Source organism: Pandoraea terrigena (assembly GCF_902459705.1).
Taxonomy (GTDB): domain Bacteria; phylum Pseudomonadota; class Gammaproteobacteria; order Burkholderiales; family Burkholderiaceae; genus Pandoraea; species Pandoraea terrigena.
Genome location: NZ_CABPRU010000001.1, coordinates 600,285 through 625,501, shown reverse-complemented (window position 1 = coordinate 625,501; position 25,217 = coordinate 600,285). Strand labels below are relative to the sequence as shown.

Below are 25,217 nucleotides of genomic sequence, written 5' to 3'. Positions count from 1 at the left end.
ACGACCCGCCCATTGTAGGGCGTTTTGTGTGACGCGAATGGCAAGACAAATCACAGACGCACGCCAACCGCGTGCGCCCACGTCGAGTTCTTCACCCCATGTTCAGTTTCTTCAAGCGCTTCAAGTCGGGCGGCAACAAGGCCGCCGAGACGGGTCCCGCATCGACCGAATCGCCCGACGCCGAGTCGGCCCAATCGCCGGAAGCGCCCGAATCGCCGGGCTTGCCGGTCGAAAGCGCTGCCGCGGCGGCCGAAATCGCACCGGTTCAGCCCGCGGCGCCCGCCCCCGCGAGTCCGCCGCAACCGGTCACGCCGGCGATCGCGTCCGCTTCCGAACCAGCCCCCGCCGCACCGGTAGACGCCCTGCACCCGGCTGTCAGCCCGGTCGAAAATGCGGTGCCATCTGAGCCGGCGACGGGGAATATCCCAACGCTCGACGTGCCTGCGCAGTCCGCGCCGACGCTGGCGCCGCAAATCGCGCCCGAGCGGGTCGAGCGAGTTGAGGCGGCCGAATCCGTCGAACCGAGCGAATCCGTCGAACCGGCCGCCCCGCCCCCGCCCGCCGTCGTCGTCAAGGACGCACATGGCGACGCCATCGGCGAGATCGTCGCTGCGCCCGCCCCGGCACCGGCGGCCAAGCGTTCCTGGATCACGCGCCTGAAGGCGGGACTGTCGAAGACGAGCGCCGGCCTCACGGGCATCTTCATCGGCGTGAAGGTCGACGACAACCTGTTCGAGGAACTGGAAGACGCCTTGCTGATGAGCGACGCCGGCGTGGAAGCCACCGCTTTCCTGATCGGTGCCCTGCGCAAGAAGGTCAAGGCCGAACGGCTGACCGAAGGCGAGCAGGTCAAACGCGCGCTGCACGATCTGCTGGTGGAATTGCTCCAGCCGCTGGAGCAAAGCCTGGTGCTGGGTCGCGAGGCCCCGTTGGTCGTGATGATCGCGGGCGTGAACGGCGCAGGCAAGACGACCAGCATCGGCAAGCTGGCCAAACACTTCCAGCACTACGGCCAGTCAGTGCTGCTTGCCGCCGGCGACACCTTCCGCGCGGCGGCACGCGAACAACTCGCGATCTGGGGCGAGCGCAACAACGTTGCCGTCGTCTCGCAGGAAAACGGGGATCCGGCCGCCGTCGTGTTCGATGCCGTGAATGCCGCGCGCGCGCGCAAGATCGACATCGTGATGGCCGACACCGCGGGCCGCTTGCCCACGCAATTGCATCTGATGGAAGAGCTGAAGAAGATCCGGCGCGTGCTCGGCAAAGCCGCCGAGGGCGCGCCGCATGAAGTGCTGCTCGTGATCGACGCCAATACGGGACAAAACGCGCTCACGCAAGTCAAGGCGTTCGACGACGCGCTGCAGCTCACCGGGCTCATCGTGACGAAACTCGACGGCACGGCCAAGGGCGGCATTCTCGCCGCGATTGCGCGCCAGCGCCCAGTGCCGGTGTACTTCATCGGCGTGGGCGAAAAGGTCGAGGATCTGCAACCGTTCTCGGCGCGCGAATTCGCCGACGCCCTGCTCGGCTAGATCCGCCAAATCGGCTAACCCGGCCAAGCGCGTCACACGTCACACGTCACGCGTCACGCTCAGGAACGCCGGCGACAACGCCAACGGCCCGCTCACCTGACGTGACGGGCCGTTGGCTATTCAGGTGGCACGCGTCGGCGCGACCAGGGACCAACGCCTTACCTCTGCTGTGCGACGAGTCCTGCGCAGAGCGCCCACATCATCAAGCCGACGATGCCATCGAGGATCTGCCAGGCACGCGCGCGCGCAAACAACGGTGCGAGCAACCGCGCGCCATAGCCGAGCACGGAGAACCACAAGACGGAGGCGGTCATTGCACCGGCAGCGAACCAGGCGTTCCCGGGCGACGCCTCACGCGCGCCGATGCCACCGAGCAAAATCACCGTGTCCAGATAGACATGGGGATTGAGTATCGAGAGCATCAGGGCGAGCACGAACGCACGTTGCCAGCGCATGTCCTGCGTGGCCGCGCGGCTGCCGTCGGCCTGCAGGGTCCCCGCACCGCGCAACGCGGCACGCCACGCGCGCAGGCCATACCAGAACAGGAACGCCGCGCCGCCCCACGTCACCGCCGTCAGGAAGCGAGGATAGGCGGCGATCAAGCTGCCCATGCCGGCCACCCCCGCCCCAATCAGCATGATGTCGCAGGCCGCGCAGACGGCCACGACCACGCCGACATGGCGTCGAAGAATGCCTTGGCGCAGCACAAACGCGTTCTGCGCGCCAATGGCCATGATGAGGCTGGCGCCAAGCGCCATGCCCCGCCAGAACGCCGGATCGACCATTGTGCAGCTTACTCGGCGTCAGGTTGCGCCTCGGGCGCAGCGCGACGGAAGGCGTCGAGTGTCAGGCAGTGCGCGTTGACGGCGGCGATGCGCGGAAACGGTGTCATGTCCACCTTGAATCGGTTGGCGTTGTAGACTTGCGGCACGAGGCAGCAGTCCACGAGCGTCGGGGTGTCGCCAACAGCGAACTTGCCTTGCGATGACTGCGCCGCCAGCCTGGCTTCCAAGGATGTGAACCCCTCCACCACCCAGTGGACGTACCACGCGTCCTTCTGCGCGTCGGTTACACCGAGGTCGTGCTTGAGGTAACGCAGAACACGCAGGTTGTCGATCGGATGAATGTCGGCGGCGATGTCGAGCGCGAGCGCGCGTACCTGGGCGCGCGCCATCGGATCGGCCGGCAAGAGCGCGGGCGTCGGATGCATCTCCTCGAGATACTCGATGATGGCCAGCGACTGATGAAGGTTCACGCCGCCGTCGACGAACGTCGGCACCAATCCGTTGACGTTGAGCGCACGGTACGCCGGTTTGCGCTGCTCGCCACCATCACGCACCAAATGCACCGGCACGGTCTCGTAATCGAGGCCCTTCAAATTCAGGGCGATCCGCACGCGATACGCGGCGGAACTGCGGAAATAGCTGTACAGCGTGGACATGGCTGACCTCAGAAGCGGAATTTGGGAAGGTGCGGGGCCTGCGTCAATCCCCAGGCGCCACATCCGAACACGAAATGGTACTTCAAGCGCTGGCCCCGAGGACACCTGATTGCGTATGATGGACAGGTATCCGGCAGCAGGATCGCGGCGGCTTGCCGTCACCTGCATCGCCTCCGCGACTCTCAACACCGACGCGTCATGACCTCTGCTGCCCCCTTTGCCTGTGCACCGCTGCTCAAAATCATCGCCCGCGGGGCGAAGGGCGCGCGGGCACTCAACGCCGACGAGACCCGCACCCTGTTCGATGCCATCCTTGCGGACCGCGTGGCCCCGGCGGAGTTGGGTGGGGTCCTGATCGCCTACCGTATCAAGGGGGAGACGCCGGTCGAACTGCGTGCGATGCTCGACGCCGCGCACGCGACGTTCACACCGCTCGTCGCCCCCGCCGATGCGCCGCCGCCGGTGCTGCTGCCCAGTTACAACGGGGCGCGCAAGCAACCGAATCTCACGCCACTGCTTGCGCTGCTGCTCGCCCGCGAAGGCATTCCGGTGCTCGTGCATGGCCAGCATCACAGTGGCGCGAACCGCGTGGGCTCCCAGGCGATCTTTGCCGCGCTGGGCCACGGCGCCTGCCAATCGGCGGCCGACGCCGAGGCGGCATTGCGCACGCGTCGTGTCGCCTACCTGCCGATCGCAGCGCTTTCCCCCGCGCTGGAGCGACTCCTGGAGATGCGTGCGGCGCTGGGGGTGCGCAATTCAGGCCATACGGTGGTGAAATTGTTGCAGCCGTTTGCCGGCCCGGCGTTGCGGCTCGTGAATTACACACACCCGGAATATCGGGAGACGCTCAGCGAGATGTTTGCCGATGCGGGCAGCAGTCCGGCGCCGGGTGTGCTGCTCGCTCGCGGCACGGAAGGCGAGCCGGTCGCGGATGCCCGCCGCCAGGCCGCCATCGACGGCTTCTCGAACGGGGCCTACCAGCTATGGCAAGCCGCGGAAGAGGGGGCGATGGGCACGCCGCCGATACTCCCCGCCGCTGACGCGCCGGCAACCGCGCAGTGGATCGAAGCCGTGCTTGCCGGCCACGTTGCCGTGCCCGCGCCGATCGCCCGGCAGGTCGAGGTCATTCGCCAGGCACTGGGACGCGTCTGATCGAGGCAGCCAGCGTTATCGGCCCGCATTCGCGTGACATTCGCCCGAATGTCGCCGCTCTCCTCGCAACCGAGAATTCGTATAATTTTTCGGAACATTTCATCCCATAATATGTCGAATGACGTATTTGGGGACCGCGTCAAGCGAGTGCCAGACGCGAGCGTGGCCGGTCAGGTCAGCCGGACGACATACGGGCGCGTCAGTCGGTCGAGGCCATGCGGGTCGCCTGCCACGAGATGAGGTGCCATTCGTCAGCCTCGAGCACGTGCACAGCCGTATAGGCCATTTGCGATTCAAGCGACCCGGTGGCGGTTTCCAGTTCCACCTTGAGCTTGCCGGTGACTACCACGGTGTCGCCGAACTGGCGCAGTTCCTGTGCCCGGATATCGATGTCCAGGTAACGGCGGCGGCCCGTGGTGAGCGCGTCGAGGAATTCGCGTTTGGTTTCGCGTTTGCCGTTCGAATGCACGTAATGGAGGCCGTCGGCCAGGAGGGCGTCGAGTTGTTCGACGTCCCCCTCGACCATCGCGTCAAAGCGCGCCGATTCGCGTTCGCGTACCGCGTCAATGTGCTTTCCCGCCATGTCGTCCTCCCGTCGTCGTCGCCCCAAACGCTCGCGGCTTGGGTTGCAATTTACACCATCCGCGCGACGTTTGCGCCAGTGACTTCCTCCGTTTTACGGGGGGTGCTGGAAAACCCCGAGACAGCGGAAACTTCCCGCCCGGCAAGGGTTCTAACGCCTTTAGCACTCATCTGAAGAGAGTGCTAAAATGCATTCCCAGAGGCTAACCAGGAGTCTGCCACTTGAGTACTGCCGCCACTTTGCATCCGACGACGCCGGCCAACGGCACGGCGCCGACTTCGCGTGCCCTTGCGCTTGCCCCGTCGGCGTTGATGCTGCCGGGCAGTCTGGGCAATATCGAAAGCTATATTCAGGCTGTCCATCGTATTCCGCTGCTGAGCGCCGAGGAAGAGCAGTCGCTCGCCAAGCGCCTGCGTGAGAGCGATGATCTGGAAGCCGCCCGTCAGTTGGTGCTCTCGCACCTGCGTCTGGTGGTGTCGATCGCGCGCAACTACCTCGGCTACGGTCTGCCGCACGCCGACCTGATCCAGGAAGGCAACATCGGCCTGATGAAAGCCGTCAAGCGCTTCGACCCGACCCAGGGGGTGCGCCTGGTGTCGTACGCCATGCACTGGATCAAGGCCGAGATCCACGAATATGTGCTGCGCAACTGGCGCACGGTCAAGGTCGCGACGACCAAGGCCCAGCGCAAGCTGTTCTTCAACCTGCGCAGCCAGAAGCAGGGCCTGCAGGCGTTCACGCCCGACGAGATCGAAAAGGTCGCCCGCGATCTGAACGTCAAGCGCGAAGACGTCCTCGAGATGGAAACGCGCATGTCGGGCGGTGATATCGCCCTCGAAGGTCACAGCGACGACAGCGACGGCGCAAGCTTCGCCCCCATCGCGTACTTGGCCGATACGCACCAGGAGCCGACCGCCGTGATCGCCGCACGCGAGCGCGATCACCTGCAAAGCGACGGCCTGCAAACGGCACTCGGCCGTCTCGACGCACGCAGCCGCCGCATCATCGAAGCGCGCTGGCTGTCGGTGGCCGACGACGGCAGCGGCGGTGCCACGCTGCACGAACTGGCAGACGAATTCGGCGTGTCTGCCGAGCGCATCCGTCAAATTGAAGTCGCCGCGATGAAGAAGATGAAGGGCGCGCTGCAAGCCTTCGCGTAACCCATCGAGCCAATCCTCGACGGCAATGCGACACATTGCCACACGAGATGGCCGACACCGAAACCCCGTGAGTCCCACGGGGTTTTTTCTTGGACTTCGAAAGGTCACGGGTCATTTGCGCTGAATTTGATGCATCGCAAGGTCGCCACGAAGACCGGTCGATAAAATTGGCTGGTACGTGGTCGTGCTACGTGCGAAGGACGGCCCGGGGGCCGTTCGCTGCGCCGGACCCTTGTCTCGAATCCGCTTCCCGTCGGCCATCTTCCCTGACGACGAATCCACATCGAACTGGCGTCACCTGCGCGTCATCCGCCCCCGCGCCGCGGTTTGACATTTTCAAGCGATAGGGCAAAATGCGCCGGAAGTCGACTCGTTTTCCAACACAACGACTTTCGACGCCAGGAGCCGTCACGGATGGACACCCACTCTCCTAGCAGTCTGAAGCCTCCCGCCACGGCCGCGCCTCTCGCGGCGTCGCGTCCGGCCATCGCCGCCTTTCCCGCCTGGGCGACCAGGCGCTGGCGCAACCGACCTTCCCGCTTCATGTTCGAAATCCTGATCGTCCTCGCGATCAAGGTAGCACTCCTTTTCATCTTGAAGCAGGCGTTCTTCGACGCGCCGATGGCCAAGCACATGCAATTGCCGCCGGATGTCGTGGCGCGCGCCCTGATCGGGCCGCAAGCCGTCGAAGCGCCATCCCCCACCCAAAGTCAAGGTGTCCGCCATGATCAGTAGCGAAGTCGTTGACCTCTCGCGCTTGCAATTCGCCATAACGGCGCTGTATCACTTCCTGTTTGTCCCGCTCACCCTGGGCCTGTCATGGCTGCTTGTGATCATGGAGTCGGTCTACGTGATGACCGGCAAGCCGGTCTACAAGGACATGACCCAGTTCTGGGGCAAGCTCTTCCTGATCAACTTCGCGATGGGCGTGACCACCGGTCTCACGCTCGAATTCCAGTTCGGCACCAACTGGGCTTACTACTCGCACTACGTCGGCGACATCTTCGGCGTGCCGCTCGCGATCGAAGGCCTGATGGCCTTCTTCCTCGAAGCCACGTTCGTCGGCCTGTTCTTCTTCGGCTGGAACAAGCTCTCGCGCATCGGTCACCTTGCCACCACATTCGCGGTGGCACTGGGCTCGAACCTGTCGGCGTTGTGGATTCTCGTGGCCAACGGCTGGATGAACAATCCCGTCGGCGCGCATTTCAACTACGAGACCATGCGCATGGAGCTGACCAGCATCTGGGACGTGATCTTCAACCCGGTCGCCCAGGTGAAGTTCGTGCACACGCTTTCGGCCGGCTATGTAACCGCCGCCATGTTCGTGCTCGGCATCTCCGCCTGGTATCTGCTCAAACGCCGTGACGTGCCGTTCGCGCTGCGCTCCTTCGCCGTCGCCGCCGGCTTCGGCCTGGCCTCGACGCTGTCGGTCATCGTGCTGGGCGACGAATCGGGCTACACCACGGGCGAAGTGCAGAAGGTCAAGCTCGCCGCCATCGAAGCGGAATGGGAGACGGCCAAGCCGCCTGCATCGTTCACGCTGTTCGGCTTCCCGAACCAGAAGGAAGCGCGCACCGACTTCGCGGTGAAGATTCCCTGGGCGATGGGCCTGATCGCCACGCGCTCGATCGATACGCCGGTGATCGGTCTCATGCAATTGCGCGACGAGCACAAGGAGAACATCCGGCGCGGCATGCTCGCCTTCGCCGCGCTCGAAAAGCTGCGCGGCGGCGACACATCGCCGGCCGTGCGCGCCGAGTTCGACAAATACAAGGACGATCTCGGCTACGGCCTGCTGCTCAAGAAGTACACGCCGAATGTTCTCGATGCCACGCCTGAGCAGATCCTGCAGGCGGCCAACGACACGATTCCGCGGGTCGCGCCCGTGTTCTGGTCGTTCCGCGTCATGGTTGCCCTGGGCTTCCTGTTCCTTTTCACGTTCCTTTGGGCGTTCTGGCTGTGCGCGCGCCGTCGCTTGCTCAAACCGCGCTCGGCGTGGTTCCTGCGGTGGACGGTGTGGGCGATTCCGCTGCCGTGGATCGCCATCGAATTCGGGTGGATCGTTGCCGAGATGGGTCGTCAACCGTGGACCATCGCGGGCGTCCTGCCGACGCACCTCTCGGTCTCGTCGCTCTCGGCAACCGACCTGTACTTGAGCCTCGCGGGTTTCATCGTCTTCTATACCGCGTTGCTCATCATCGAAATGTTCCTGATGGTGAAGTACGTCAAGCTCGGCCCGTCGTCGCTGCACACCGGCCGCTACCACTTCGAGACCGAAGGGACCGACGACGCGGCCATCGCTGGCAAGCGTCCGGCGGCGTCGGTCTGATCGTCAGGGAGACACCACATCATGATGATCGATTACACCGTACTCAAGCTGGTCTGGTGGGTGCTCATCGGCGTACTGCTGATCGGCTTCGCCTTCTTCGACGGCTTCGACATGGGCACGGCCACGCTGCTGCCCTTCCTGGGAAAAACCGACGCCGAGCGCCGCGTCATCATCAATACCGTCGCGCCGACCTGGGAAGGGAACCAGGTCTGGTTCGTCACGGCGGGCGGCGCGATGTTCGCCGCGTGGCCGCTCGTCTATGCGGCCGCGTTCTCAGGCTTGTACTGGGCGCTGTTGCTCGTGCTCTTCGCCTTGTTCCTGCGCCCGGTCGGCTTCGACTACCGCAACAAGCTGCCGAGCGCACGCTGGCGCAACGCGTGGGACTGGGCGCTGTTCGCCGGCAGTGTGGTGCCGTCGCTGGTGTTCGGCGTGGCGTTCGGTAACCTGCTGCTCGGCCTGCCGTTCTCATTCGACGACACCATGCGCTCGACGTACACCGGCTCGTTCTGGGCGCTGCTCAACCCGTTCGCGCTGCTGTGCGGACTGGTAAGCCTGATGATGCTGCTCACGCACGGCGCGGCCCATCTGCGCATGAAGGCCGATCCGATCGTGGCCGAGCGCGCCGGACGCATCATGCGCCTCACCGCGCTGGGCACGCTGCTGCTGTTCCTCGTGGCGGGTGTGCTCGTTGCCACGCACGTCGACGGCTTCGCGATCACGAAGATGCCCGCGACCGACTCGCCCGCCAATCCGCTGCTCAAGCAGGTCATGACTGGCCCCGGCCTCTGGCTCACGAACTATCAGACCTATCCGTGGATGATCGCGGCACCGGTCGTTGCCAGTCTGTGCGCGCTGCTCGCGGCCCTGCTGGCGACCAGCCGGGCCTATGCGTGGACGTTCGTCGTCACCGGGCTGATGATGGCCGGCATCATTCTCACCGCCGGCTTCTCGATGTTCCCGTTCGTGATGCCCTCGGCCACGGCCCCCGGCAATAGCCTGACGATCTGGGACGCCACCTCGAGTCAGCTCACGCTGCAAATCATGCTCATCGCCGTGGTCGTCTTTCTGCCCATCGTCCTGCTCTACACCGCCTGGGTGTATCGCGTGATCCGCGGGCGCGTGACAATCGAGACGGTCAACGACAACCCGCACACGATGTACTGAACAAGGAGTCACGACATGTGGTACTTCTCTTGGATTCTCGGCCTTGGCCTCGCGCTCGCGTTCGGCATCATCAATGTGATGTGGTTCGAAGCGCATGACGACCTCGAACGCCGCAATCAGGAAGGCAGCGGCACCTGAGCGCACCGCGTCGGGTCAATGCAAGTCGAAATGAAAATCGCGCCCCTCGGGGCGCGATTTTTTATGTCCTTCGCGGCGACCGGCAAGCCTCGCTGCGCAGGCCGCTGCCACGCGCGAGGCGTACTCAGCTCAGCAGCGTCTGCAAATCCTTGGCCATCGCATCGACCGACTCGTCGGGGCGCATGAAAAGGCGCAACTGGCCGCTCGGGTCGAAAACATAGATGCCGGCGGTGTGGTCGATGGTGTAGTTGGTCGGCGTGGAGCCCTCCACCTTGTTCACCACCACGCGGAACGATTGGGTGAGGGCCTTGAGCGCCGCGTCGTCGGCCGGACGCAGGCCCACGAACGACGGGTTGAAGGCGGGCACGTACTGGCTCATCAGTTCCGGCGTATCGCGCTGTGGATCGACGGTCACGAAGATGACCTGCACGCGTTGCGCATCGGGGCCGAGCTTCTGCATGACCTGGTTGAGCTGCGCCATCGTGGTCGGGCAGACGTCAGGACAATGCGTATAGCCGAAGAACATCACCACCGCCTTGCCCTTGTAGTCGGCAAGGGTACGCGTCTTGCCCTGCGGATCCTGCAACGAGAAATCCTTCGCGAACGCCTTGTTGCCGGTGATATCGAGGCTCTGGAACGTCGGGCCGTCTTTGCCGCACGCGGCGAGGAGCACGGTAAGTCCCATCAGCAACATCGCGCGACGCAACCAGATGACAGCCAGATTCATGAACGAACGATCCCAAAACGGAGGAAAAAACGCCTCGCGCAAAGACAACAGGCGCGCCGGCCAGAACTACCGTAACGCGCCTGTCATCGTGGCTCGGACAACCGCGGGCCACGCACCCGCGACGGCAACAGCGTCTCAGCCCAGCAGGAAGATCTGGACGTAATGATCGACCAGCAGCGCGGCGAACAGCAACGACAGGTAGATGATCGAATAGCGGAACATCGACCGCGAGAGCGCATCGGAATAGTGGCGCCACAGCTTGATCGCGTAGCCGAGGAAGATGCCCGAGAGCACGACCGCCGAAACCAGGTACACGTAGCCGCTCATGCGATGCGCGAACGGCAGCAGGGACACCGCGAACAGCACCACGCTGTACAGCAGGATCTGCAGGCGCGTGTACTTTTCGCCGTGCGTGATCGGCAGCATGGGCAACCCCGAATTCACGTAATCCTGCCGGCGGTAGAGCGCGAGCGCCCAGAAATGCGGCGGCGTCCAGACGAAGATGATGAGCACCAGGATCCACGCGTCGGCCGGTACGGCGCCGGTGGCCGCGGCCCAGCCGAGCGCCGGTGGCATGGCCCCCGACGCGCCGCCGATCACGATGTTTTGCGGCGTGGACGGCTTGAGGATGATCGTATAGATCAGCGCATAGCCGACGAACGTGGCCAGCGTGAGCCACATCGTCAGCGCATTGGTAAACGTATAGAGCACCGCCATGCCGGCCGCGCCGAGGATCGTCGAGAAGACGATGATCTGCCACGGCGCGATCTCGCCGCGGGCGGACGGACGCCACGCCGTACGGCGCATCAATGCGTCGACGCGTTGCTCGATCAGGCAATTCACGGCGAAAGCGGATCCGGCCAGCAGCCAGATACCGATGGTGCCGCCGATCAGCACTTGCCACGGCACCATGCCGCGCGTGGACAGGAACATGCCGATCACGGCACAGAAGACGGCGAGCTGCGTCACACGGGGCTTGGTCAATGCCCAGTATTGCGCGATACGGCTTGCAGGCGGATGGGGAAGGGTCGTGCTTTTCATACACTCAGAGGCAATGCGCTACGCCGAGCCAGTCGGGGCGCCGGCGAGTGGTGCGGCAGCCGGCTGCGCTGCTGGGAGAGACGTCTGGCGGGCCGCAAGATCTGCCTGATCGCTCAGGGCGGCCGCAACGGGCGCCATTGTGCCGGCGCGAATGCGGTAGTTTAACATAACGAGCAATAGCAGCAGGATCGCCGCCCCGCCGTTGTGGGCGATGGCATTGAGCAGCGGCCACTGGAAAACGATGTTCGACAATCCCGTCGCGAATTGCACGAGCACCAGCACCAGCACCAGCGTCGACGGCCTTCTGAGCGCGGCATGGCGTCGCAACCGGCTCGCCAGCCAGGCCAGGTACGCCACCACCACGATCGCGAACGTCCGGTGCACCCAATGGATCGCGACGAGCGCGTCCATCGGAATCACCTCCCCACCGGCCGTTTTCCCCAGCGCACGCCAGAGCCTGAAGCCGTTATGGAAGTCCATCGGTGGCACCCACTGCCCCTGGCACGTCGGGAAGTCGGTACAGGCAAGCACCGCGTAGTTGGTGCTCACCCAACCGCCGAGCGCAATCTGGAACACCAGCAGCCCCAGTCCGATGAGCGCCGCCCAGCGCCAGCGCAGGGCCCCCGGGTCGGCCGCCACGCTCGCGAGCGGCATCTGGCGCGACGCCAGCCACACGAGCGAGCCCAACAATGTGAGCGCCAACATCAGGTGCGTGGATACGATCACCGGCTGGAGCTTCATGGTGACGGTCCAGGCGCCGAATGCGCCCTGAACGCAGACGAGCACGAACAGCCACGTGGCGAGCCACGGCGACTGCTTCAACTCGCGCCGCTTGACCCAGGCCGTCACCATCAGCGCAATGATGAGCACGCCCACGGCCATGGCGAAGTAGCGGTGCACCATCTCGATCCACGCCTTGACGAACGTCACTGGGCCGGTCGGCAGCAGCAACTGCGCGGCATGAATGTCGGCGTGCGCGGCGAACGGCGACGACGTGCCGTAGCAGCCCGGCCAGTCGGGGCACCCGAGCCCCGAATCCGTCAGCCGCGTGAAGCCGCCGAACATGATCAGGTCGAGCGTGAGAAAGGTCGTCACCCAGGCCAGTTTGCGGTACTTGTTCGCGTCGCGGCGCAACAGCACCCAGCCCAGCGGCAGCACCGCGATACACAGGCCGATAAAGCCCAGTTCCAGAAGGTAAAGCATCGGTTTTACGTCAGGTCGTCGTCATGTCCGGTGCGCGATCGCACGCGGTCTCGTTGCGGTTGCCGCGGTTGCCGGGGCGCGCCCCGCCATCCCTCAACCCGTCCCCGACCACTTGAGCAGGCGAGACAGATCGCTTTTGATCTTGCTCGGATCGGCGTGCTTCGGGAACGCCATCATCAGGTTGCCCAGCGGGTCGACCAGGTAGATGTGGTCGCTCACATGGGTGCCATCCTGCGTGGGCAGCCAGGCGGCCAGTGCGGCCGGATCGGCGCGCAGGCGGCGTGTGTCCGGATAGGCATTGTCGACTTTCCCCGGCACGGCGGCGGCATCCGTCACCAGCCAGAGCGTGTCCACGCGCGTCCGTTCATTGCCCTGCAACACGCGAATCTGCCGCATGTAGAAGAGTTTGCTCACGCAATTCTCGTCGCAAGCGGCCGTGTCCGCGCTGATCATCAGCCACTTGCCTTTGAGCGACGACAGCGGCAGCGTCTGCCCCGTCTCGTCGTCGCGCACCATCAGCGCGGGCAGCGGGCGCTGCGGCTCGATCAGTTTGCCGTAGGCCGACGTGCCACCCTGCGGTTTGAACACGTAATACATCAGGTACGCTGCCACCGCGGGCGCCGCGCACACCACGAACAGCAACACCAGCATGCGCCGCGCGCGGCGCCGCTGCGCGGGGTCGATGGCGGGGCTGCCGGGGCGTCCGGGATTCACGTCTGTGCTCATGCTCGCCTCATGCCCGTTTGAAGTTGTCGGGGACCGTCGTCAGGCGGCGTCCGCGTCGATACGCCAGACGCAAGCCCAGCAGCGCCAGAATCAGCGACATGGCGGCCCACTGCGCCATATAACCATAGTTGCGATCCGCCCCGCTCGCTGGCGCGGGCCAGTCGCGCAGCAGATGATCGCCCGTGTCGTTCGTCTGCATGATGACGAACGGTTGCAGCGGCAGCGCCGTCTCGCGCGCGTAATCCGCCACGTCGAGATTCTGCCGAATGACCAGCCCCGGCGCAGAGCCGCCTTTCCCCAATTCGAAGGCGCGTGACGGATCGGGCTGCGCCAGGCCCTCGATGGTGATGTCACCGGCAGGGGTCGCGTACGGCATGATCGACGTGCGGTCGCGCAAGTCGCGCGGCAGCCACCCGCGGTTCACGAGCACCACCTGATCCGGCGTGATCTGCAACGCCATCACCACGTAAAAGCCGGGTAGTTCGTTGCGGGGACGATTGTCCAGGTACACCACGCGATTTTGCAGGAACCGGCCCGTGACGCGCACGCGCCGGTTAGCCACGTCGCTCAGCGTGTAGGCCCGTGCGCCGAGCGCGAGCACCGGCGCCCGTTCGGCGTGCTCGATCTGCGCCTGGCGTGTCAGGCGCATCTGCGCGCGCTGATACTGCCAAACGCCAAGCGCTGCGGTGAGTATCACCGCCAACAGTATCAGCAGGGCCGGCACGGGACGCATGCCGCGTAAAAGGGTTTTCAACACGTCCATTCCTTGTTTGGCAGCGCGATGGAGGCATGCGGCCGGACACACTGCATTGCAGCGTGTCAGCGCGTGTGCGTTGCCCGATAATGACGCATCAACGTCATCGGACACATCATGCGCATTATCGTTGCCATCGCCTTCGTCCTGATTCTCGGCAGTCTGGCGTCCGCATTGTTTTTCATGATGCGGGACAAGGGCCGATCGAACCGCACCGTGCATTCGCTCATGGTGCGCGTCGGCCTGTCGGTGACGCTGTTCCTGCTCATCCTGTTCGCCAACTGGATGGGATGGATTCACAGCACGGGCATACGATACTGAGTCCCGCGCCGCTTCGCTGCGGCAAATCGCCGCACCCCATCCCCCCTCCGGGTCCGATCCTCGTCATGCGACCGATCGTCGCGCAGCGTCATGGCTTGCAGCCCGGGGACCGTCCTGCGACATAAGGCCGCATTGCCCGCCTATCCGCTTCGCGCTCCCGCGTGTCCGGCCGCCGATCGCTGAAGGTTCTCATCGGGCGCTCGCCCCCCTGCCTCGCTTCTGCCGCTGCAAATGGAAACGCCGCCGGTATCGGCGGCGTTTCCGATACGCGTACCGGTGTCGGCGTCAGAGCCAGTAGACCACGACGTACAGTCCCAGCCAGACCACGTCGACGAAGTGCCAGTACCACGCGGCGCCTTCGAAGCCGAAGTGATGCTCCGGGGTGAAGTGCCCTTTCATCAGCCGAACCATCATGACGGTCAGCATGATCGCGCCCAACATCACGTGAAAGCCGTGAAAGCCGGTGAGCAGGAAGAAGGTCGAGCCATACACGCCGGAGGTCAGCTTCAGGTTCAGCTCGGTATAGGCATGGTGATATTCGTACGCCTGGAAGCCCAGGAAGGTGAAGCCCAACACCACCGTGGCGAACAGCCAGAAAATCGCAGTTGCGCGGTGGTTGGCGCGCAGGGCGTGGTGCGAGATCGTCAGCGTGACGCCCGAGGTCAGCAGCAGTGCCGTGTTGAGCGTCGGGATCGGCCACGGGCCCATCGTCTCGAAGGCGTCCACGACACCTGCCGGACCGGCGTTTGGCCACACGGCGCTGAAATCCGGCCAGAGGAGCTTGTTGTCGAGATCGCCGAGCCACGGCATCGCCAGCGTGCGGGCGTAGAAAAGCGCGCCGAAGAACGCCGCGAAGAACATCACCTCGGAGAAGATGAACCAGCTCATGCCCCAGCGGTAGGACCCGTCGATGCGCTTGCTGTACAGGCCGCCCTCGGACTCGGCGATCGAGTCGCCGAACCAGCTACGCAGCACCCACAGCACCCACAGCAGGCCCGCGAGCGCCGTCCACGGGGCCCACGGTTGTCCATTGACCCACCCGGCCGCAGAGCCGAGCACCACCAGCAGGCCGACACTGCAGCTCACGGGATGGCGCGACGGGGCCGGCACGAAGTAGTAAGGCGCCGTTTGATGTTGACCACTCATTCTTATCTCTCCAGGCTTGGTTCTCTTTATCGATGCCACTCACGTCGCGAGCCGAATGGCGAGCTTCGCCAGCAACACCAGCGCCACGACGAACAGGATGCCCCCGATCAGCCCCGCGACGATCAGATGCACAGGGTTGAGCTGCGCCATGTCGCGGTCGTGATCACGTCCCTTGCGCACGCCAAAAAACGACCAGAACACGGCTTTAAGGGTCTGGACGAATGACAGCTTGCGCCGGGTCGCCTCCTTCAGGTCATCCATGACTGCCCTTGCCTCCTCCGGTTGCTCCTGCGTTCAACTCGCCAGCCTGCACACCGGTTGCGGTATCCGCGCGCGGCGTGGCGTCGTTTTTGCCGAGATCAAAAAAAGTATAGGACAGCGTAATCGTATTCACATCCTTGGGCAGCTTCGTGTCCACCACGAACACCACCGGGTATTCCTTGGCCTCGCCGGCCTTGAGTGTCTGCTGCGTGAAGCAGAAGCACTCGATCTTCTTGAAGTAGCTCGCGGCCAGCGCCGGTACATAGCTCGGGATCGCCTGCGCGCGCACCTCATGCGTTTGCTGATTCGCGACTTCGTATTCGATGGTCGAGATCTGTCCCGGATGCACCGTCATACGGCTCTTCGCCGGCTTGAAGCGTAACGGCCCGTGCGCATTGGCGTCGAATTCGACGGTGATCGTACGGCTTTCGTCGACCTGCGAATTACGAGCGGTGATCTCGGCCGCGCGATCGCCCAGTTGGTTGATGCCCACGAGACTGCAGAATGCCCGGTAGAACGGCACCATCGCGTAGCCGAAACCGAACATCACCGCGACCATCAGCAGCAACTTGCTGAAGGTACGCCCATTGATTCGTCGCATACCGCTCATATTTGCCTTGCCGGTTCCCCGCTTGACGGCCGTCGATCCTCCGATGCCGTCGGTTGCCGTGTGCCTCCCACCCTGACCGCGTGCCCCACGAGTGTGGCGGAACGTCTCCCGATCAGATGCCGCCCACCAGCTTGACCTTGATCATCACCCCGAAGAAGAAGGCCAGCACGACCGAGGCCAGGATCAGCCCCGTGCGCAGGTTCTTCGCTCGCTGCTCGCGACTGGCGGCCATGATCAATGCACTTTCGGCGGCGTCTCGAACGTATGGAACGGTGCCGGGCTCGGTACCGTCCATTCGAGACCTTCCGCACCATCCCAGGGCTTCGCTTCGGCGGCCGGGCCGCCGCGCCACGTCGGCAGCGCCACGAAGAAGAGGAAGTACACCTGCATCAGGCCGAAGCCAAACGCCCCGATGGTCGCGATCTGGTTGAAATCGGTGAACTGCGCCGGGTAGTCGGCATAACGACGCGGCATGCCGGCCAGCCCCAGGAAGTGCATCGGGAAGAACGTCACGTTGAACGTGATGAGCGTGCCCCAGAAGTGGAATTTGCCGCGCCACTCGTTATACATGTGGCCTGTCCACTTTGGCACCCAGTAATAGAATCCCGAGAAGAGCGCGAAGAGCGAACCGGCCACGAGCACGTAGTGGAAGTGCGCCACCACGTAGTAAGTGCCGTGCATCTGGATATCGAGCGGCGCCATCGAGAGCATCAGGCCGGTGAAACCGCCCATCGTGAACACGAACAGGAAGCCGACGGCGAAGAGCATCGGCGACTCGAACGTGAGCGAACCCTTCCACATCGTGGCGACCCAGTTGAACACCTTCACGCCGGTCGGCACCGAGATCAGCATCGTGGCGTACATGAAGAAGAGCTGGCCCGTGACCGGCATGCCCGTCACGAACATGTGGTGCGCCCACACCATGAACGACAGGATCGCGATCGACGCCGTGGCGTACACCATGGAGCTATAGCCGAACAGCCGCTTGCGCGAGAACGCCGGAATCACCTGCGAGACGATCCCGAACGCCGGCAGAATCATGATGTACACCTCGGGGTGTCCGAAGAACCAGAAGATGTGCTGGTACATCACCGGATCGCCGCCGCCCGCCGCGTTGAAGAACGACGTACCGAAGTGACGGTCCGTGAGCAGCATCGTGATCGCGCCGGCGAGCACCGGCATCACGGCGATCAGCAGATAGGCGGTAATCAGCCACGTCCACACGAACATCGGCATCTTCATGAGCGTCATGCCCGGCGCGCGCATGTTCAGGATGGTGACGATGATGTTGATCGCCCCCATGATCGACGACGCGCCGAGAATGTGCGCGCCGAAGATCGCCATATCCTGGCCCGGCCCCATCTGCACCGACAGCGGCGCGTACATCGTCCAGCCGGCTGCCGTGGCACCGCCCGGCACGAGGAACGACGAGATCAGCAACAGGCCCCCGACCGGCAGCAGCCAGAAGCTGAAGTTGTTCATGCGCGCGAAGGCCATGTCCGACGCGCCGATCTGCAGCGGGATCATCCAGTTCGCAAACCCCACGAACGCCGGCATGATCGCGCCGAAAATCATCACCAGCCCGTGCATGGTGGTGAGTTGGTTGAAGAACTCCGGGCGAATGAACTGCAGGCCCGGCTCGAACAACTCCGTACGGATCATCAGCGCCATCACGCCGCCCGAGAGCAGCATGACGAACGAGAAGATCATGTACATCGTGCCGATGTCCTTGTGATTCGTCGCGAACAGCCAGCGACGCCACCCGTGCGGATGGTCGTGCGCGTGATCGTCGTGACCCGCCACGTGATCGTGAGCGATGGAACTCATACCCAATCTCCTTCCTCGAACTGGTCGAACGGCACTTAACTGTTCTTCGCTGCGCCAGCGTCGGCAGCGCCTGCGGCCTTGGCCGATTTGTTGCCACGCGCTTCGCGCACCTGTGCCGGCTGAACCACGTCGCCGGTCTTGTTGCTCCACGAGTTGCGCTCGAAGGTAATCACGGACGCAAGCTCCACATCGTTCAGATGCGACCAGTTAGGCATCGCATTCTTGCCGTGCAGCACAATGCTGATGTGGTCTGCCACCGGGCCGTTCGCGATCTTCGAGCCGTCGAGCGCCGGGAAGGCACCGCCCCCCTTGCCGTTCGGCTGGTGGCACACCGCGCAATTCGACGCGTAGACCTTCTGGCCGCGCTCCATCAACTCCTGCACCGTGTAAGTCTTGTTCGGATCGTCGGCCGACGCGGCCATCAGTTTCTTCTTCGCCTCGACCCACGTGTTGTAATCCGCTTCCGAGACGACCTTCACCACGACCGGCATGAATGCGTGTTCCTTGCCGCACAACTCGGTGCAAAAGCCGCGATACTCGCCCACCTTTTCGGCCTTGAACCACGTGTCGCGAACGAAGCCCGGAATCGCATCCTGCTTGATGCCGAAGGCCGGCACGTAGAACGAATGGATGACGTCGTTGGCCGTGGTGATCAAACGCACCTTCTTGTTGACCGGCACGACCATCGGGTTGTCGACTTCCTGCAGATACGTGTTGCTCTTCGGCGCCTGTCCGTCGATCTGGCTGCGCGGCGTAGTGAGCGTAGAGAGGAACTTGATGCCCTCGCCTTCGCCGTTCAGGTAGTCGTAGCCCCACTTCCACTGATAGCCGGTGACCTTGATCGTCAGGTCGGCGTTGGTGGTGTCCTTCATGGCGACCACGGTCTTCGTGGCAGGCAGCGCCATGAGAATCACGATAATGAACGGTACGACCGTCCAGATCACCTCGACCGTGGTGCTTTCGTGGAAATTCGCGGGTTGATGGCCCTTGGATTTGCGGTGCTTGAAAATCGAGTAGAACATCACGCCGAACACGCCGAGGAAGATCACCAGGCAGATGATCAACATCATGGTGTGCAGGCTGTGAAGCTCTTGCGCGAGCTTCGTGACCGGCGGCTGGAAGTTGAGTTCGTAGACGGCCGGCCCCCCGGGCATGTCCGTGACCGCCGCCAGGGCCGGAGCGCAGGCGAGCAGCGAGGCGCCCGCAAGGAAGGCCGCCAAGGCGTGTTTCGTTTTTTTCATAGCTTCCTTACCCAAAATTACCATCCAAACCTCCCTGGCGGTCGCCCGAGATAGTCTCCATCTCTCAGGCCTGTTGGGCAAGACAACGGCGCAGCTCGCGCGCAAACGTTTCGCGGCGATGCGGCGCAAGATAGGCACCGACGGTGACCGAGCGGCTACCCGAGCGCAAGACGATGCGCATACGCGGCGGCTTCTCGATGTCGATGCGCACCCAGCGGGGATTGAACTCGTACTGCGTCAACCTCTGTGCTGAACGTTGCTCGACCACAAGGCTCACGGGCGACAACCGAATGACCTCGTAATCTGTGGCATGCCGGGCATGAATGACGAACGCGACGCCCACCACGAGCAAGTCCAGGCCTGTGAACGGCAAGACCAACCACCCACCGCGCCACGCCGCAATCAAGGCAACACCCAGCGACACGGCGGCCAACGACAGGTAGAACAGGACAAACTGGCGCGGCGATATCGCGCAGTTGCGCTTGTGCTTCCATTCCTTCGTCACCGAAACGGCATCGGAAGAAGAGGCTGCGAGCATCGCCGTCACCCGTGGGGCATTTTGGGTCTTTCATGTCCGACGGCCGGGAACTTGCTGCATCCGGGCCGCGACAAACTGCCGCATTATAGAACGCGCATTCTCCAAGCGACAACATTGATACCGAGTATTTGGCGCGCCATAGCATTCTCCTGAACTCATTGATGCAAAAGGGAAATCCGTTTATTCCCCTAGACGGAAATCGCGGCGGCGGAGCGACTACGGGATACTCCCTATGCGTCATCGATTTGACACGTTGCAACAAGGCTGCGACTCGTTGCGGTGTCCTGACTACCCGACGACGTCCTCGCCGACGACTGGCACCCCACCGCGTCCAACGCCCGTCACTCGAATCGCACAATACCGCGCACGTACCGTCGCCTTCGCTGCGATGCGGGATTCGTCCGATATCCGCCAACCGTCCGCGCGATATCGGACATGGCCTGCGACGTTATGTCGCGCCCTGGGAGGGCCGCCCCGATCGCTGCGCGGCTGCGGCGCGCCCGACCCTCGGCGACCCGCGATGCGCGCGTCGATACAACGCGTGCTAAAAGCGAAACTCGTTCCCTACGTCGCCATGCCATGTGTGCCACGCGCTGCGTCACCCCTCGCTCGTTTGCCGACGGTCTGAGCGCCTTGGGCGCCGCCGCTGACGTCAATGCCTTGTGCGCCCTGCTGCCGTCGTTGTGTGGCTCGCTTGGTCACCGCCATTTCAGCTATCGCGGACATTTCCTCCTGCCGGGCGGGAAGCGGGCGACGCCGCGACTCGGCAACTTGCCGCGCGCGTGGCAAGCACGTTACGACGCGCAGCACTACGCCAGCATCGATCCCGTGCTGACGCGCGCCAGCCAGCAACTCACCCCCGTCGAATGGACGCCATCGCTTTATACCTCGCCCGATGCCCGGCAGTTGCTTCGCGAGCAGCGCGCCGCTGGCATGCGCTATGGCTTGACGTATCCGGTGTTCACCCCGTCGGGTGCGGCGGGAATGTTGAGTCTCTCATCCCCGCGCCCCCTCCCTCGCAATGCGCGAGTGCCCGGCGCGCATGCCGGTGCGTTACTGGCGATGCATGTGCATGAAGCCGTGTGGCGCATCGTGCAGCGCGACGCCGTGCATCCGGGCGCTCCCGCGCTGACGCCGCGCGAGCGCGAGTGCCTGCGATGGGTGGCGCGCGGTAAGACCTCGTGGGAAATCGGGCGCATTCTCACGCTCTCCGAGCATGGTGTGGTGTTCCATTTGCGCAGTGTCATGCGCAAGTTCAATGTCTCGAGTCGCCATCGGGCAGCAAAGCTCGCGAGCGATTACGGCCTGCTCGACGATACCGCCGGCACCGTGCCGCCCATCATCGGGTCCGCGCCGCCAGATCGGCGAGCGTCTTGTATCGCGTCAACGTGAAGGTATCGCTGGCGGCATTCACGAATGATCCGCCGCCCAATCGTCCCACGGGACTGAGCGCCTGCAAATCCACGTGATGGGTGACTGGGTCGAGCAACGCGTCGTCGACATGGGCCGCGACGACCGTGCCGAGCACCACCCATCCGCCCCCGGGCGCGGCGCTGATCTCGATGATGTCGCGCACCCGGCATTCGTACGCCACGGCGGCCTCCCGAACGCGCGGCGGCCGTACGCGCGACGACGGAATCGGGGTCACGCCAGCCAGATCGAACTCCGACTCGCCCGGCGGCAGCGGCGCTGCCGAGAGATTCACGGCATCGATGCACGCCAGGTTCGCCACGTTCACCACGAACTCCGGCACCGCCTCTACGTTGAGCAACGTGTCCTTCTTTCGCCTCGGCGCGGGCGGTACCACCGGGCAGAACAGCACCGTCATCGGCACACAGCACACCCCCATGAAGTAGGCGTAGGGCGCCAGATTCGTCCGGCCCTGCGCATCGACAGTACTCACCCACGCAATGGGACGCGGCAGGATCGTACTCATCATGAAGTTGTAAAGACTTGCCTCGTCAAGCGTCGCCGGATCCAGTTCCATGTCGTCTCCCAGGGTCGTCATTCATTGCCCGCCATCCCACAGCGAGGCGCTACTTGCCCGACGCGATGCCCGTGAGCCGGAGCACGTCGTTGGCGCATCCCCACGACAACGTGAAGCCCCCGCCCCCGTGGCCATAGTTGTGAAGCAGACGCGGATGCCCCGCGTCGCACGCCACGCGCGGCACATGTCGCATCGGCCGGAATCCGAGGCGAGCTTCGACGACACGCAGCGCTGCGACGCCCTCACACAGCCCGGTACAGCGGCGAATAATGTCCTCGACCTGCCGCTCATCGATCACGGTCGATGTGAGATCGAGATCGGCGGTGCCGCCCAGAACGATGTCGTCATCGCGCTCCACGACGTAGGTCGGCGACGCCGGATCGGAATCGTCGATGAAACAGCCGCGCACAGCGTCGTCGCACGTGGCCCGAAGTACGACGGCGCGCGATAACGACAACTCGCTGTCACCAAACGGCCGACTTCCGTATCCGCAGCAATTCACCACGCGGTCGGCGTCGTCGAGCAACGACGCCGGATCGCCGACGCGTCGCCGCACATACTGTCCCCCGAGGTCGAGGAACAGCGTCATCAAGTACCGAAGATAGGTCCCCGCGTCCGCCACAGGCACGTCCATGCGGTAAGCACTGGCGAAGCGCGACGGCACATTCGCCGGCGCCAGGCGCTCGAGGCCATTGGCGCATTCCGCCCACCACGGCACCCCGGCATCACGCCGGAAGTATTCGGTCAGCGAGCGCATGCGTACGCCGGAGGCCGCGTCGGCAGACAACCGACGCATCGTCGTATAGGTGTGACGCGCACGTTCGAGGTAGACGAGGTCGGGCGCCTGATAGAACGGATGCCAGATCGCCGCCGCGAGCGCCGACGTCGTCTGCGCCGGGCCTTCCGCCGCGTAAATGACGACGTCGCATCCGGCCATCGACATCGTCACGGCCGTCGTCAGGCCGCTGACACCGGCCCCAAGTACGATGATGCGCGGGCGTCTCACGGCTGCGCCTCCGACTGCTCATATCCGGGCTCGCCGGGCATGCGACGCGGTACGGCATTGGCAGAGTCCCGCAGATGGCCGGGCGCCGCGCTATCAAAGCGCGGCAGGGATTTCAGCCCGCTTCCCGTCCCGATCAGCACGACGCGCGACCGGGGCTGGATGCGCCCGGTCGCGAGACATTCACCTAACGCGGCGTAGCCAACCGCCGTCGACGGCTCGAACCATAGCCCGAAGTGCTGTGCCAGATCGCGCGACGCCGCCATGATCCGGGCATCGCTGAGCGCGACGCACGCGCCACGCGTAGCGCGCAAGGCGTGCAGTGCCGCAAAGTGATCACGCGGGCGGCCGACCGACAGACTGTCGGCCACGGTGTCCGGGCTGACGAGGGTGGGCGACTCAGGCAATGCCATCGCATCGTCACAGGCGCGCCAATCGCGCGTGATGCTGTTCGAACTGTCGGCCTGCGCCGCGAGCAGGCGCGGCACGGCGGACGTGATGCCGAGCGCATGGAGATCGAGAAACCCCGCCGCAATGCCGGACAGCATGTTGCCGTCCCCCGTCGGCACGATCACCCAGTCAGGCACACGCCAATCGAGCGCTTCCGCGATCTCGAACGCACAAGTCTTCTTGCCTTCGCGTGTGAAGGGATTGATGCCCGTATTGCGACAGCACACGCGGGCGTCGTCGGCCATGCGCTCGGCGATGTCGAAGGCGCCGTCGTAGCTGCCGTCGACCTCGCAGACCTTCGCTCCATACGCGCGAATCTGCGCCAACTTGGCGAAGGGCGTGCTGGCCGGTACGACAACCGTCGCCGACATGCCGTGCGATGCCGCGATGCACGCCAGCGACGCACCGGCATTGCCGGTCGAGGCGGTCACCGAATGCCGGCACCCGGCGCGTCTGGCGAACGCAAGCACCACGTCGGTGGCGCGGTCCTTGATCGATCCGCTTGGATTCCGCGCTTCATCCTTCACCCAGAGGCGAACGCCACCGCCATCGCCGCAATCGACCAATGGCGTGCCGCCGACGGCCAGTCGGCTGGCCCAGCGGGCTTCGACCGGCAGGAGGGCGCCATATCGCCAGAGCCCTCGACCGTGGAACGTGCTCACGATGTCCGCGGCGCTCGGCGAATCCGCATCGACCTGGCGTTGAATACGAAGGTTCTGTCCGCACTCGAGGCAGCGATAACGGATCTCGCCCCACGGCTGTGGCGCCGCGCACCGCACACACGCATAACGATAGGAGAAGGCCGGCGTCACGCGAGGCACCCCGGATTCAGCAGGTGGGCCATCACCGCGTTCTGCGCGTGAAGCCGATTCCCGGCCTGTTGAAACACCCACGACGACGGGCCGTCGATCACGTCGTCCATAACCTCCTGCCCCCGGTCGGCGGGCAGGCAGTGCAGGTATCCCGCGTCGGGCGCCGCACGTTGCATGATGTCGGCGTCCACACACCAGTCACGATGCGGCTCGAAGGCATCGCGCATCGCTGCCTCGTCGACCGGATCGCCGCGGCGTTGCGGCAGCGCGGCGAGACTGCACCATGATTTCGCGTAGACGACGTGCGCATCGGTCACGCCATCGCGCAGGTCATGGGTCACGCGCAGGCGCGCGCCGGTCTGCCCGGCGAACTGCGCGGCTGCGGTCATCACCTGCGCATCGAGACCGAACGGCGCCGGATGCGCTAGCGTCACGTCCATTCCGGCCTTCAGCGCGGCGAGCAACAGACTCTGCGGTACGGCTACGGGCTTGTGCCAGCTTCCCGAGTAGGCCCAACTGATGCACAGCCGTCGTCCGGCCAGCTCGCCCAATTGCTCGCGCATCGTCATCACGTCGGCGAGCGCCTGACACGGATGAAAGCGATCGCATTCCATGTTGATGACGGGCACCCGGCTCCATTGCGCGAAGGCTTCGAGGTGACGATGCGCCGCACCGTACACCCAACCGGTCGGTGCGCCATACATGCGAATGGCAATCGCGTCGCCGTAGGACGACAGCACCCGCGCCACGTCGGCCACGCGCTCGGTCGAATACGGTATCTCCGCCTCGGGTAACGCGGGCGTATAGATCCCGTTCAACGGATCGAGCACGACGGCATGCCCGCCCATTCGCGACAGACCGGTCTGGAAGCTGCTGCGGGTGCGTAAGGACGCGTTGTAGAACAGAAAATAGATCGTTCGACCCCGTAGCGCGCCATCAGTGTGCAGCGGATAGCGGTGCTTGAAGGCGAGCGCCGCCTCGAGCAGTGTGCGATACGCCGCTGCACTCATGGTTAGATCGGGGGCTAGCCAGTGGCAATTCACAGATCTCTCCTGATCGTCTATCGGCAAG

The 25,217-nt window shown here is 64.3% G+C and carries 27 protein-coding genes and 1 pseudogene; 9 read left to right on the top strand and 19 right to left on the bottom strand.

Going from position 1 to position 25,217, the window contains the following annotated elements:
* Positions 1–98: 98 nt before the first annotated feature.
* On the top strand, positions 99–1,532 hold the full coding sequence (gene ftsY, locus PTE31013_RS02835) for a signal recognition particle-docking protein FtsY (protein ID WP_150611292.1): 1,434 nt from the start codon (positions 99–101) through the stop codon (positions 1,530–1,532).
* A 158-nt stretch (positions 1,533–1,690) separates the two neighbouring features.
* On the opposite strand, the gene PTE31013_RS02830 is transcribed toward ftsY, so the two are convergent.
* Together PTE31013_RS02830 and maiA are read right to left on the bottom strand one after the other, a co-directional pair.
* Positions 1,691–2,317: a LysE/ArgO family amino acid transporter gene (locus tag PTE31013_RS02830; protein ID WP_150611291.1), complete on the bottom strand. Its 627-nt coding sequence runs from the start codon at positions 2,315–2,317 to the stop codon at positions 1,691–1,693.
* A gap of 8 nt (positions 2,318–2,325) precedes the next feature.
* Positions 2,326–2,973, bottom strand: a complete 648-nt coding sequence (gene maiA / locus PTE31013_RS02825; protein WP_150611290.1) for a maleylacetoacetate isomerase — start codon at positions 2,971–2,973, stop codon at positions 2,326–2,328.
* A gap of 198 nt (positions 2,974–3,171) precedes the next feature.
* On the opposite strand from maiA, the gene ybiB reads away from it, so the two are divergent.
* Complete coding sequence (gene ybiB, locus PTE31013_RS02820; RefSeq protein WP_150611289.1) at positions 3,172–4,125, top strand: DNA-binding protein YbiB; 954 nt, start codon at positions 3,172–3,174, stop codon at positions 4,123–4,125.
* A gap of 199 nt (positions 4,126–4,324) precedes the next feature.
* On the opposite strand, the gene PTE31013_RS02815 is transcribed toward ybiB, so the two are convergent.
* Positions 4,325–4,708: a nuclear transport factor 2 family protein gene (locus PTE31013_RS02815; protein ID WP_150611288.1), complete on the bottom strand. Its 384-nt coding sequence runs from the start codon at positions 4,706–4,708 to the stop codon at positions 4,325–4,327.
* Positions 4,709–4,929: 221 nt separating this feature from the next.
* On the opposite strand from PTE31013_RS02815, the gene rpoH reads away from it, so the two are divergent.
* From rpoH to cydX, 5 genes are all read left to right on the top strand, one after another.
* Positions 4,930–5,868, top strand: coding sequence for an RNA polymerase sigma factor RpoH (gene rpoH, locus PTE31013_RS02810; protein ID WP_150611287.1), 939 nt, complete (start codon positions 4,930–4,932; stop codon positions 5,866–5,868).
* A gap of 414 nt (positions 5,869–6,282) precedes the next feature.
* Positions 6,283–6,603, top strand: a complete 321-nt coding sequence (gene cydP / locus PTE31013_RS02805) for a cytochrome oxidase putative small subunit CydP (RefSeq protein ID WP_150611286.1) — start codon at positions 6,283–6,285, stop codon at positions 6,601–6,603.
* Entirely contained in the window at positions 6,593–8,197 is a 1,605-nt protein-coding gene (locus PTE31013_RS02800; RefSeq protein ID WP_150611285.1) for a cytochrome ubiquinol oxidase subunit I, read from the top strand. Before cydP ends, PTE31013_RS02800 begins: the two co-directional genes overlap by 11 nt.
* Before the next feature lie 27 nt (positions 8,198–8,224).
* Positions 8,225–9,361 carry a cytochrome d ubiquinol oxidase subunit II gene (gene cydB, locus PTE31013_RS02795; protein ID WP_174978424.1) on the top strand — a complete coding sequence of 379 codons (1,137 nt, stop codon included), beginning with the start codon at positions 8,225–8,227 and terminating at the stop codon, positions 9,359–9,361.
* Between the two features lie 15 nt (positions 9,362–9,376).
* On the top strand, positions 9,377–9,499 hold the full coding sequence (gene cydX, locus PTE31013_RS02790; RefSeq protein ID WP_150611283.1) for a cytochrome bd-I oxidase subunit CydX: 123 nt from the start codon (positions 9,377–9,379) through the stop codon (positions 9,497–9,499).
* Between the two features lie 124 nt (positions 9,500–9,623).
* Here the strand turns inward: cydX and PTE31013_RS02785 are convergent, their stop codons facing one another.
* The 5 genes from PTE31013_RS02785 to PTE31013_RS02765 all read right to left on the bottom strand — a co-directional run bounded on the left by PTE31013_RS02785 (position 9,624) and on the right by PTE31013_RS02765 (position 13,929).
* The gene (locus PTE31013_RS02785) at positions 9,624–10,226 is read right to left on the bottom strand and encodes an SCO family protein (RefSeq protein WP_150611282.1); all 603 of its coding nucleotides are present in this window, start codon (positions 10,224–10,226) and stop codon (positions 9,624–9,626) included.
* Between the two features lie 135 nt (positions 10,227–10,361).
* On the bottom strand, positions 10,362–11,267 hold the full coding sequence (gene cyoE, locus PTE31013_RS02780) for a heme o synthase (protein ID WP_150611281.1): 906 nt from the start codon (positions 11,265–11,267) through the stop codon (positions 10,362–10,364).
* Between the two features lie 18 nt (positions 11,268–11,285).
* Complete coding sequence (locus PTE31013_RS02775) at positions 11,286–12,470, bottom strand: COX15/CtaA family protein (RefSeq protein WP_150611280.1); 1,185 nt, start codon at positions 12,468–12,470, stop codon at positions 11,286–11,288.
* Positions 12,471–12,563: 93 nt separating this feature from the next.
* Complete coding sequence (locus PTE31013_RS02770; protein WP_174978408.1) at positions 12,564–13,196, bottom strand: SCO family protein; 633 nt, start codon at positions 13,194–13,196, stop codon at positions 12,564–12,566.
* A gap of 7 nt (positions 13,197–13,203) precedes the next feature.
* Positions 13,204–13,929, bottom strand: a complete 726-nt coding sequence (locus PTE31013_RS02765) for an SURF1 family protein (protein ID WP_150611580.1) — start codon at positions 13,927–13,929, stop codon at positions 13,204–13,206.
* 138 nt (positions 13,930–14,067) lie between these two features.
* On the opposite strand from PTE31013_RS02765, the gene PTE31013_RS02760 reads away from it, so the two are divergent.
* Positions 14,068–14,271: a twin transmembrane helix small protein gene (locus PTE31013_RS02760; RefSeq protein ID WP_023597799.1), complete on the top strand. Its 204-nt coding sequence runs from the start codon at positions 14,068–14,070 to the stop codon at positions 14,269–14,271.
* Positions 14,272–14,556: 285 nt separating this feature from the next.
* Here PTE31013_RS02760 and PTE31013_RS02755 read toward each other — a convergent pair whose 3' ends face one another.
* The 7 genes and pseudogenes from PTE31013_RS02755 to PTE31013_RS02730 form a co-directional block, all read right to left on the bottom strand.
* Positions 14,557–15,417 (bottom strand): cytochrome c oxidase subunit 3, encoded by an 861-nt coding sequence (locus PTE31013_RS02755; protein WP_150611279.1) that lies wholly within the window; start codon positions 15,415–15,417, stop codon positions 14,557–14,559.
* Positions 15,418–15,456: 39 nt separating this feature from the next.
* Entirely contained in the window at positions 15,457–15,678 is a 222-nt protein-coding gene (locus tag PTE31013_RS02750) for a DUF2970 domain-containing protein (protein WP_150611278.1), read from the bottom strand.
* A complete protein-coding gene (locus PTE31013_RS02745) occupies positions 15,671–16,288 on the bottom strand; it encodes a cytochrome c oxidase assembly protein (protein WP_150611277.1) in 618 nt (205 codons plus the stop codon). Before PTE31013_RS02745 ends, PTE31013_RS02750 begins: the two co-directional genes overlap by 8 nt.
* Positions 16,289–16,400: 112 nt before the next feature.
* The gene (locus PTE31013_RS24995; RefSeq protein WP_217426212.1) at positions 16,401–16,520 is read right to left on the bottom strand and encodes a cytochrome oxidase small assembly protein; all 120 of its coding nucleotides are present in this window, start codon (positions 16,518–16,520) and stop codon (positions 16,401–16,403) included.
* A 2-nt stretch (positions 16,521–16,522) separates the two neighbouring features.
* Positions 16,523–18,115, bottom strand: a complete 1,593-nt coding sequence (ctaD, locus tag PTE31013_RS02740) for a cytochrome c oxidase subunit I (RefSeq protein WP_150611276.1) — start codon at positions 18,113–18,115, stop codon at positions 16,523–16,525.
* A 47-nt stretch (positions 18,116–18,162) separates the two neighbouring features.
* Positions 18,163–19,380, bottom strand: a pseudogene (gene coxB, locus PTE31013_RS02735) (cytochrome c oxidase subunit II); the annotation flags it as partial.
* 40 nt (positions 19,381–19,420) lie between these two features.
* Positions 19,421–19,894: a DUF2244 domain-containing protein gene (locus PTE31013_RS02730; RefSeq protein WP_150611274.1), complete on the bottom strand. Its 474-nt coding sequence runs from the start codon at positions 19,892–19,894 to the stop codon at positions 19,421–19,423.
* A gap of 579 nt (positions 19,895–20,473) precedes the next feature.
* Between PTE31013_RS02730 and PTE31013_RS02725 the strand changes: the two genes are divergently transcribed.
* A complete protein-coding gene (locus PTE31013_RS02725; protein ID WP_174978407.1) occupies positions 20,474–21,286 on the top strand; it encodes an autoinducer binding domain-containing protein in 813 nt (270 codons plus the stop codon).
* Here PTE31013_RS02725 and PTE31013_RS02720 read toward each other — a convergent pair.
* Genes PTE31013_RS02720 through PTE31013_RS02705 form a run of 4 tightly spaced genes read right to left on the bottom strand, consistent with a single transcriptional unit; the run spans position 21,234 to position 25,156 of the window.
* On the bottom strand, positions 21,234–21,902 hold the full coding sequence (locus PTE31013_RS02720; RefSeq protein WP_150611272.1) for a flavin reductase family protein: 669 nt from the start codon (positions 21,900–21,902) through the stop codon (positions 21,234–21,236). The two genes, PTE31013_RS02725 and PTE31013_RS02720, sit on opposite strands and share 53 nt — an antisense overlap.
* A 28-nt stretch (positions 21,903–21,930) precedes the next feature.
* Entirely contained in the window at positions 21,931–22,887 is a 957-nt protein-coding gene (locus PTE31013_RS02715; RefSeq protein ID WP_150611271.1) for an FAD-dependent oxidoreductase, read from the bottom strand.
* Entirely contained in the window at positions 22,884–24,146 is a 1,263-nt protein-coding gene (locus tag PTE31013_RS02710) for a threonine synthase (protein WP_174978406.1), read from the bottom strand. Before PTE31013_RS02710 ends, PTE31013_RS02715 begins: the two co-directional genes overlap by 4 nt.
* Entirely contained in the window at positions 24,143–25,156 is a 1,014-nt protein-coding gene (locus PTE31013_RS02705) for an ornithine carbamoyltransferase (RefSeq protein WP_150611269.1), read from the bottom strand. The genes PTE31013_RS02710 and PTE31013_RS02705 overlap by 4 nt, the downstream gene beginning before the upstream one ends.
* Positions 25,157–25,217: the final 61 nt, after the last annotated feature.

Bases quoted from the DNA above. Each gene is read 5' to 3' on its own strand.
- PTE31013_RS02800 (WP_150611285.1), top strand. From the start codon at position 6,593: ATGATCAGTAGCGAAGTCGTTGACCTCTCGCGCTTGCAATTCGCCATA.
- PTE31013_RS02785 (WP_150611282.1), bottom strand. From the start codon at position 10,226: ATGAATCTGGCTGTCATCTGGTTGCGTCGCGCGATGTTGCTGATGGGA.
- PTE31013_RS02730 (WP_150611274.1), bottom strand. From the start codon at position 19,894: ATGCTCGCAGCCTCTTCTTCCGATGCCGTTTCGGTGACGAAGGAATGG.
- PTE31013_RS02725 (WP_174978407.1), top strand. From the start codon at position 20,474: ATGTGTGCCACGCGCTGCGTCACCCCTCGCTCGTTTGCCGACGGTCTG.
- cydP (WP_150611286.1), top strand. From the start codon at position 6,283: ATGGACACCCACTCTCCTAGCAGTCTGAAGCCTCCCGCCACGGCCGCG.
- PTE31013_RS02755 (WP_150611279.1), bottom strand. From the start codon at position 15,417: ATGAGTGGTCAACATCAAACGGCGCCTTACTACTTCGTGCCGGCCCCG.
- PTE31013_RS02775 (WP_150611280.1), bottom strand. From the start codon at position 12,470: ATGCTTTACCTTCTGGAACTGGGCTTTATCGGCCTGTGTATCGCGGTG.
- maiA (WP_150611290.1), bottom strand. From the start codon at position 2,973: ATGTCCACGCTGTACAGCTATTTCCGCAGTTCCGCCGCGTATCGCGTG.
- PTE31013_RS02770 (WP_174978408.1), bottom strand. From the start codon at position 13,196: ATGAGCACAGACGTGAATCCCGGACGCCCCGGCAGCCCCGCCATCGAC.
- cydX (WP_150611283.1), top strand. From the start codon at position 9,377: ATGTGGTACTTCTCTTGGATTCTCGGCCTTGGCCTCGCGCTCGCGTTC.
- ctaD (WP_150611276.1), bottom strand. From the start codon at position 18,115: ATGAGTTCCATCGCTCACGATCACGTGGCGGGTCACGACGATCACGCG.
- cyoE (WP_150611281.1), bottom strand. From the start codon at position 11,267: ATGAAAAGCACGACCCTTCCCCATCCGCCTGCAAGCCGTATCGCGCAA.
- PTE31013_RS02705 (WP_150611269.1), bottom strand. From the start codon at position 25,156: ATGAGTGCAGCGGCGTATCGCACACTGCTCGAGGCGGCGCTCGCCTTC.
- PTE31013_RS02750 (WP_150611278.1), bottom strand. From the start codon at position 15,678: ATGGATGACCTGAAGGAGGCGACCCGGCGCAAGCTGTCATTCGTCCAG.
- PTE31013_RS02765 (WP_150611580.1), bottom strand. From the start codon at position 13,929: ATGCGTCCCGTGCCGGCCCTGCTGATACTGTTGGCGGTGATACTCACC.
- PTE31013_RS24995 (WP_217426212.1), bottom strand. From the start codon at position 16,520: ATGGCCGCCAGTCGCGAGCAGCGAGCGAAGAACCTGCGCACGGGGCTG.
- PTE31013_RS02815 (WP_150611288.1), bottom strand. From the start codon at position 4,708: ATGGCGGGAAAGCACATTGACGCGGTACGCGAACGCGAATCGGCGCGC.
- ftsY (WP_150611292.1), top strand. From the start codon at position 99: ATGTTCAGTTTCTTCAAGCGCTTCAAGTCGGGCGGCAACAAGGCCGCC.
- PTE31013_RS02830 (WP_150611291.1), bottom strand. From the start codon at position 2,317: ATGGTCGATCCGGCGTTCTGGCGGGGCATGGCGCTTGGCGCCAGCCTC.
- PTE31013_RS02720 (WP_150611272.1), bottom strand. From the start codon at position 21,902: ATGACGACCCTGGGAGACGACATGGAACTGGATCCGGCGACGCTTGAC.
- PTE31013_RS02760 (WP_023597799.1), top strand. From the start codon at position 14,068: ATGCGCATTATCGTTGCCATCGCCTTCGTCCTGATTCTCGGCAGTCTG.
- PTE31013_RS02745 (WP_150611277.1), bottom strand. From the start codon at position 16,288: ATGAGCGGTATGCGACGAATCAATGGGCGTACCTTCAGCAAGTTGCTG.
- ybiB (WP_150611289.1), top strand. From the start codon at position 3,172: ATGACCTCTGCTGCCCCCTTTGCCTGTGCACCGCTGCTCAAAATCATC.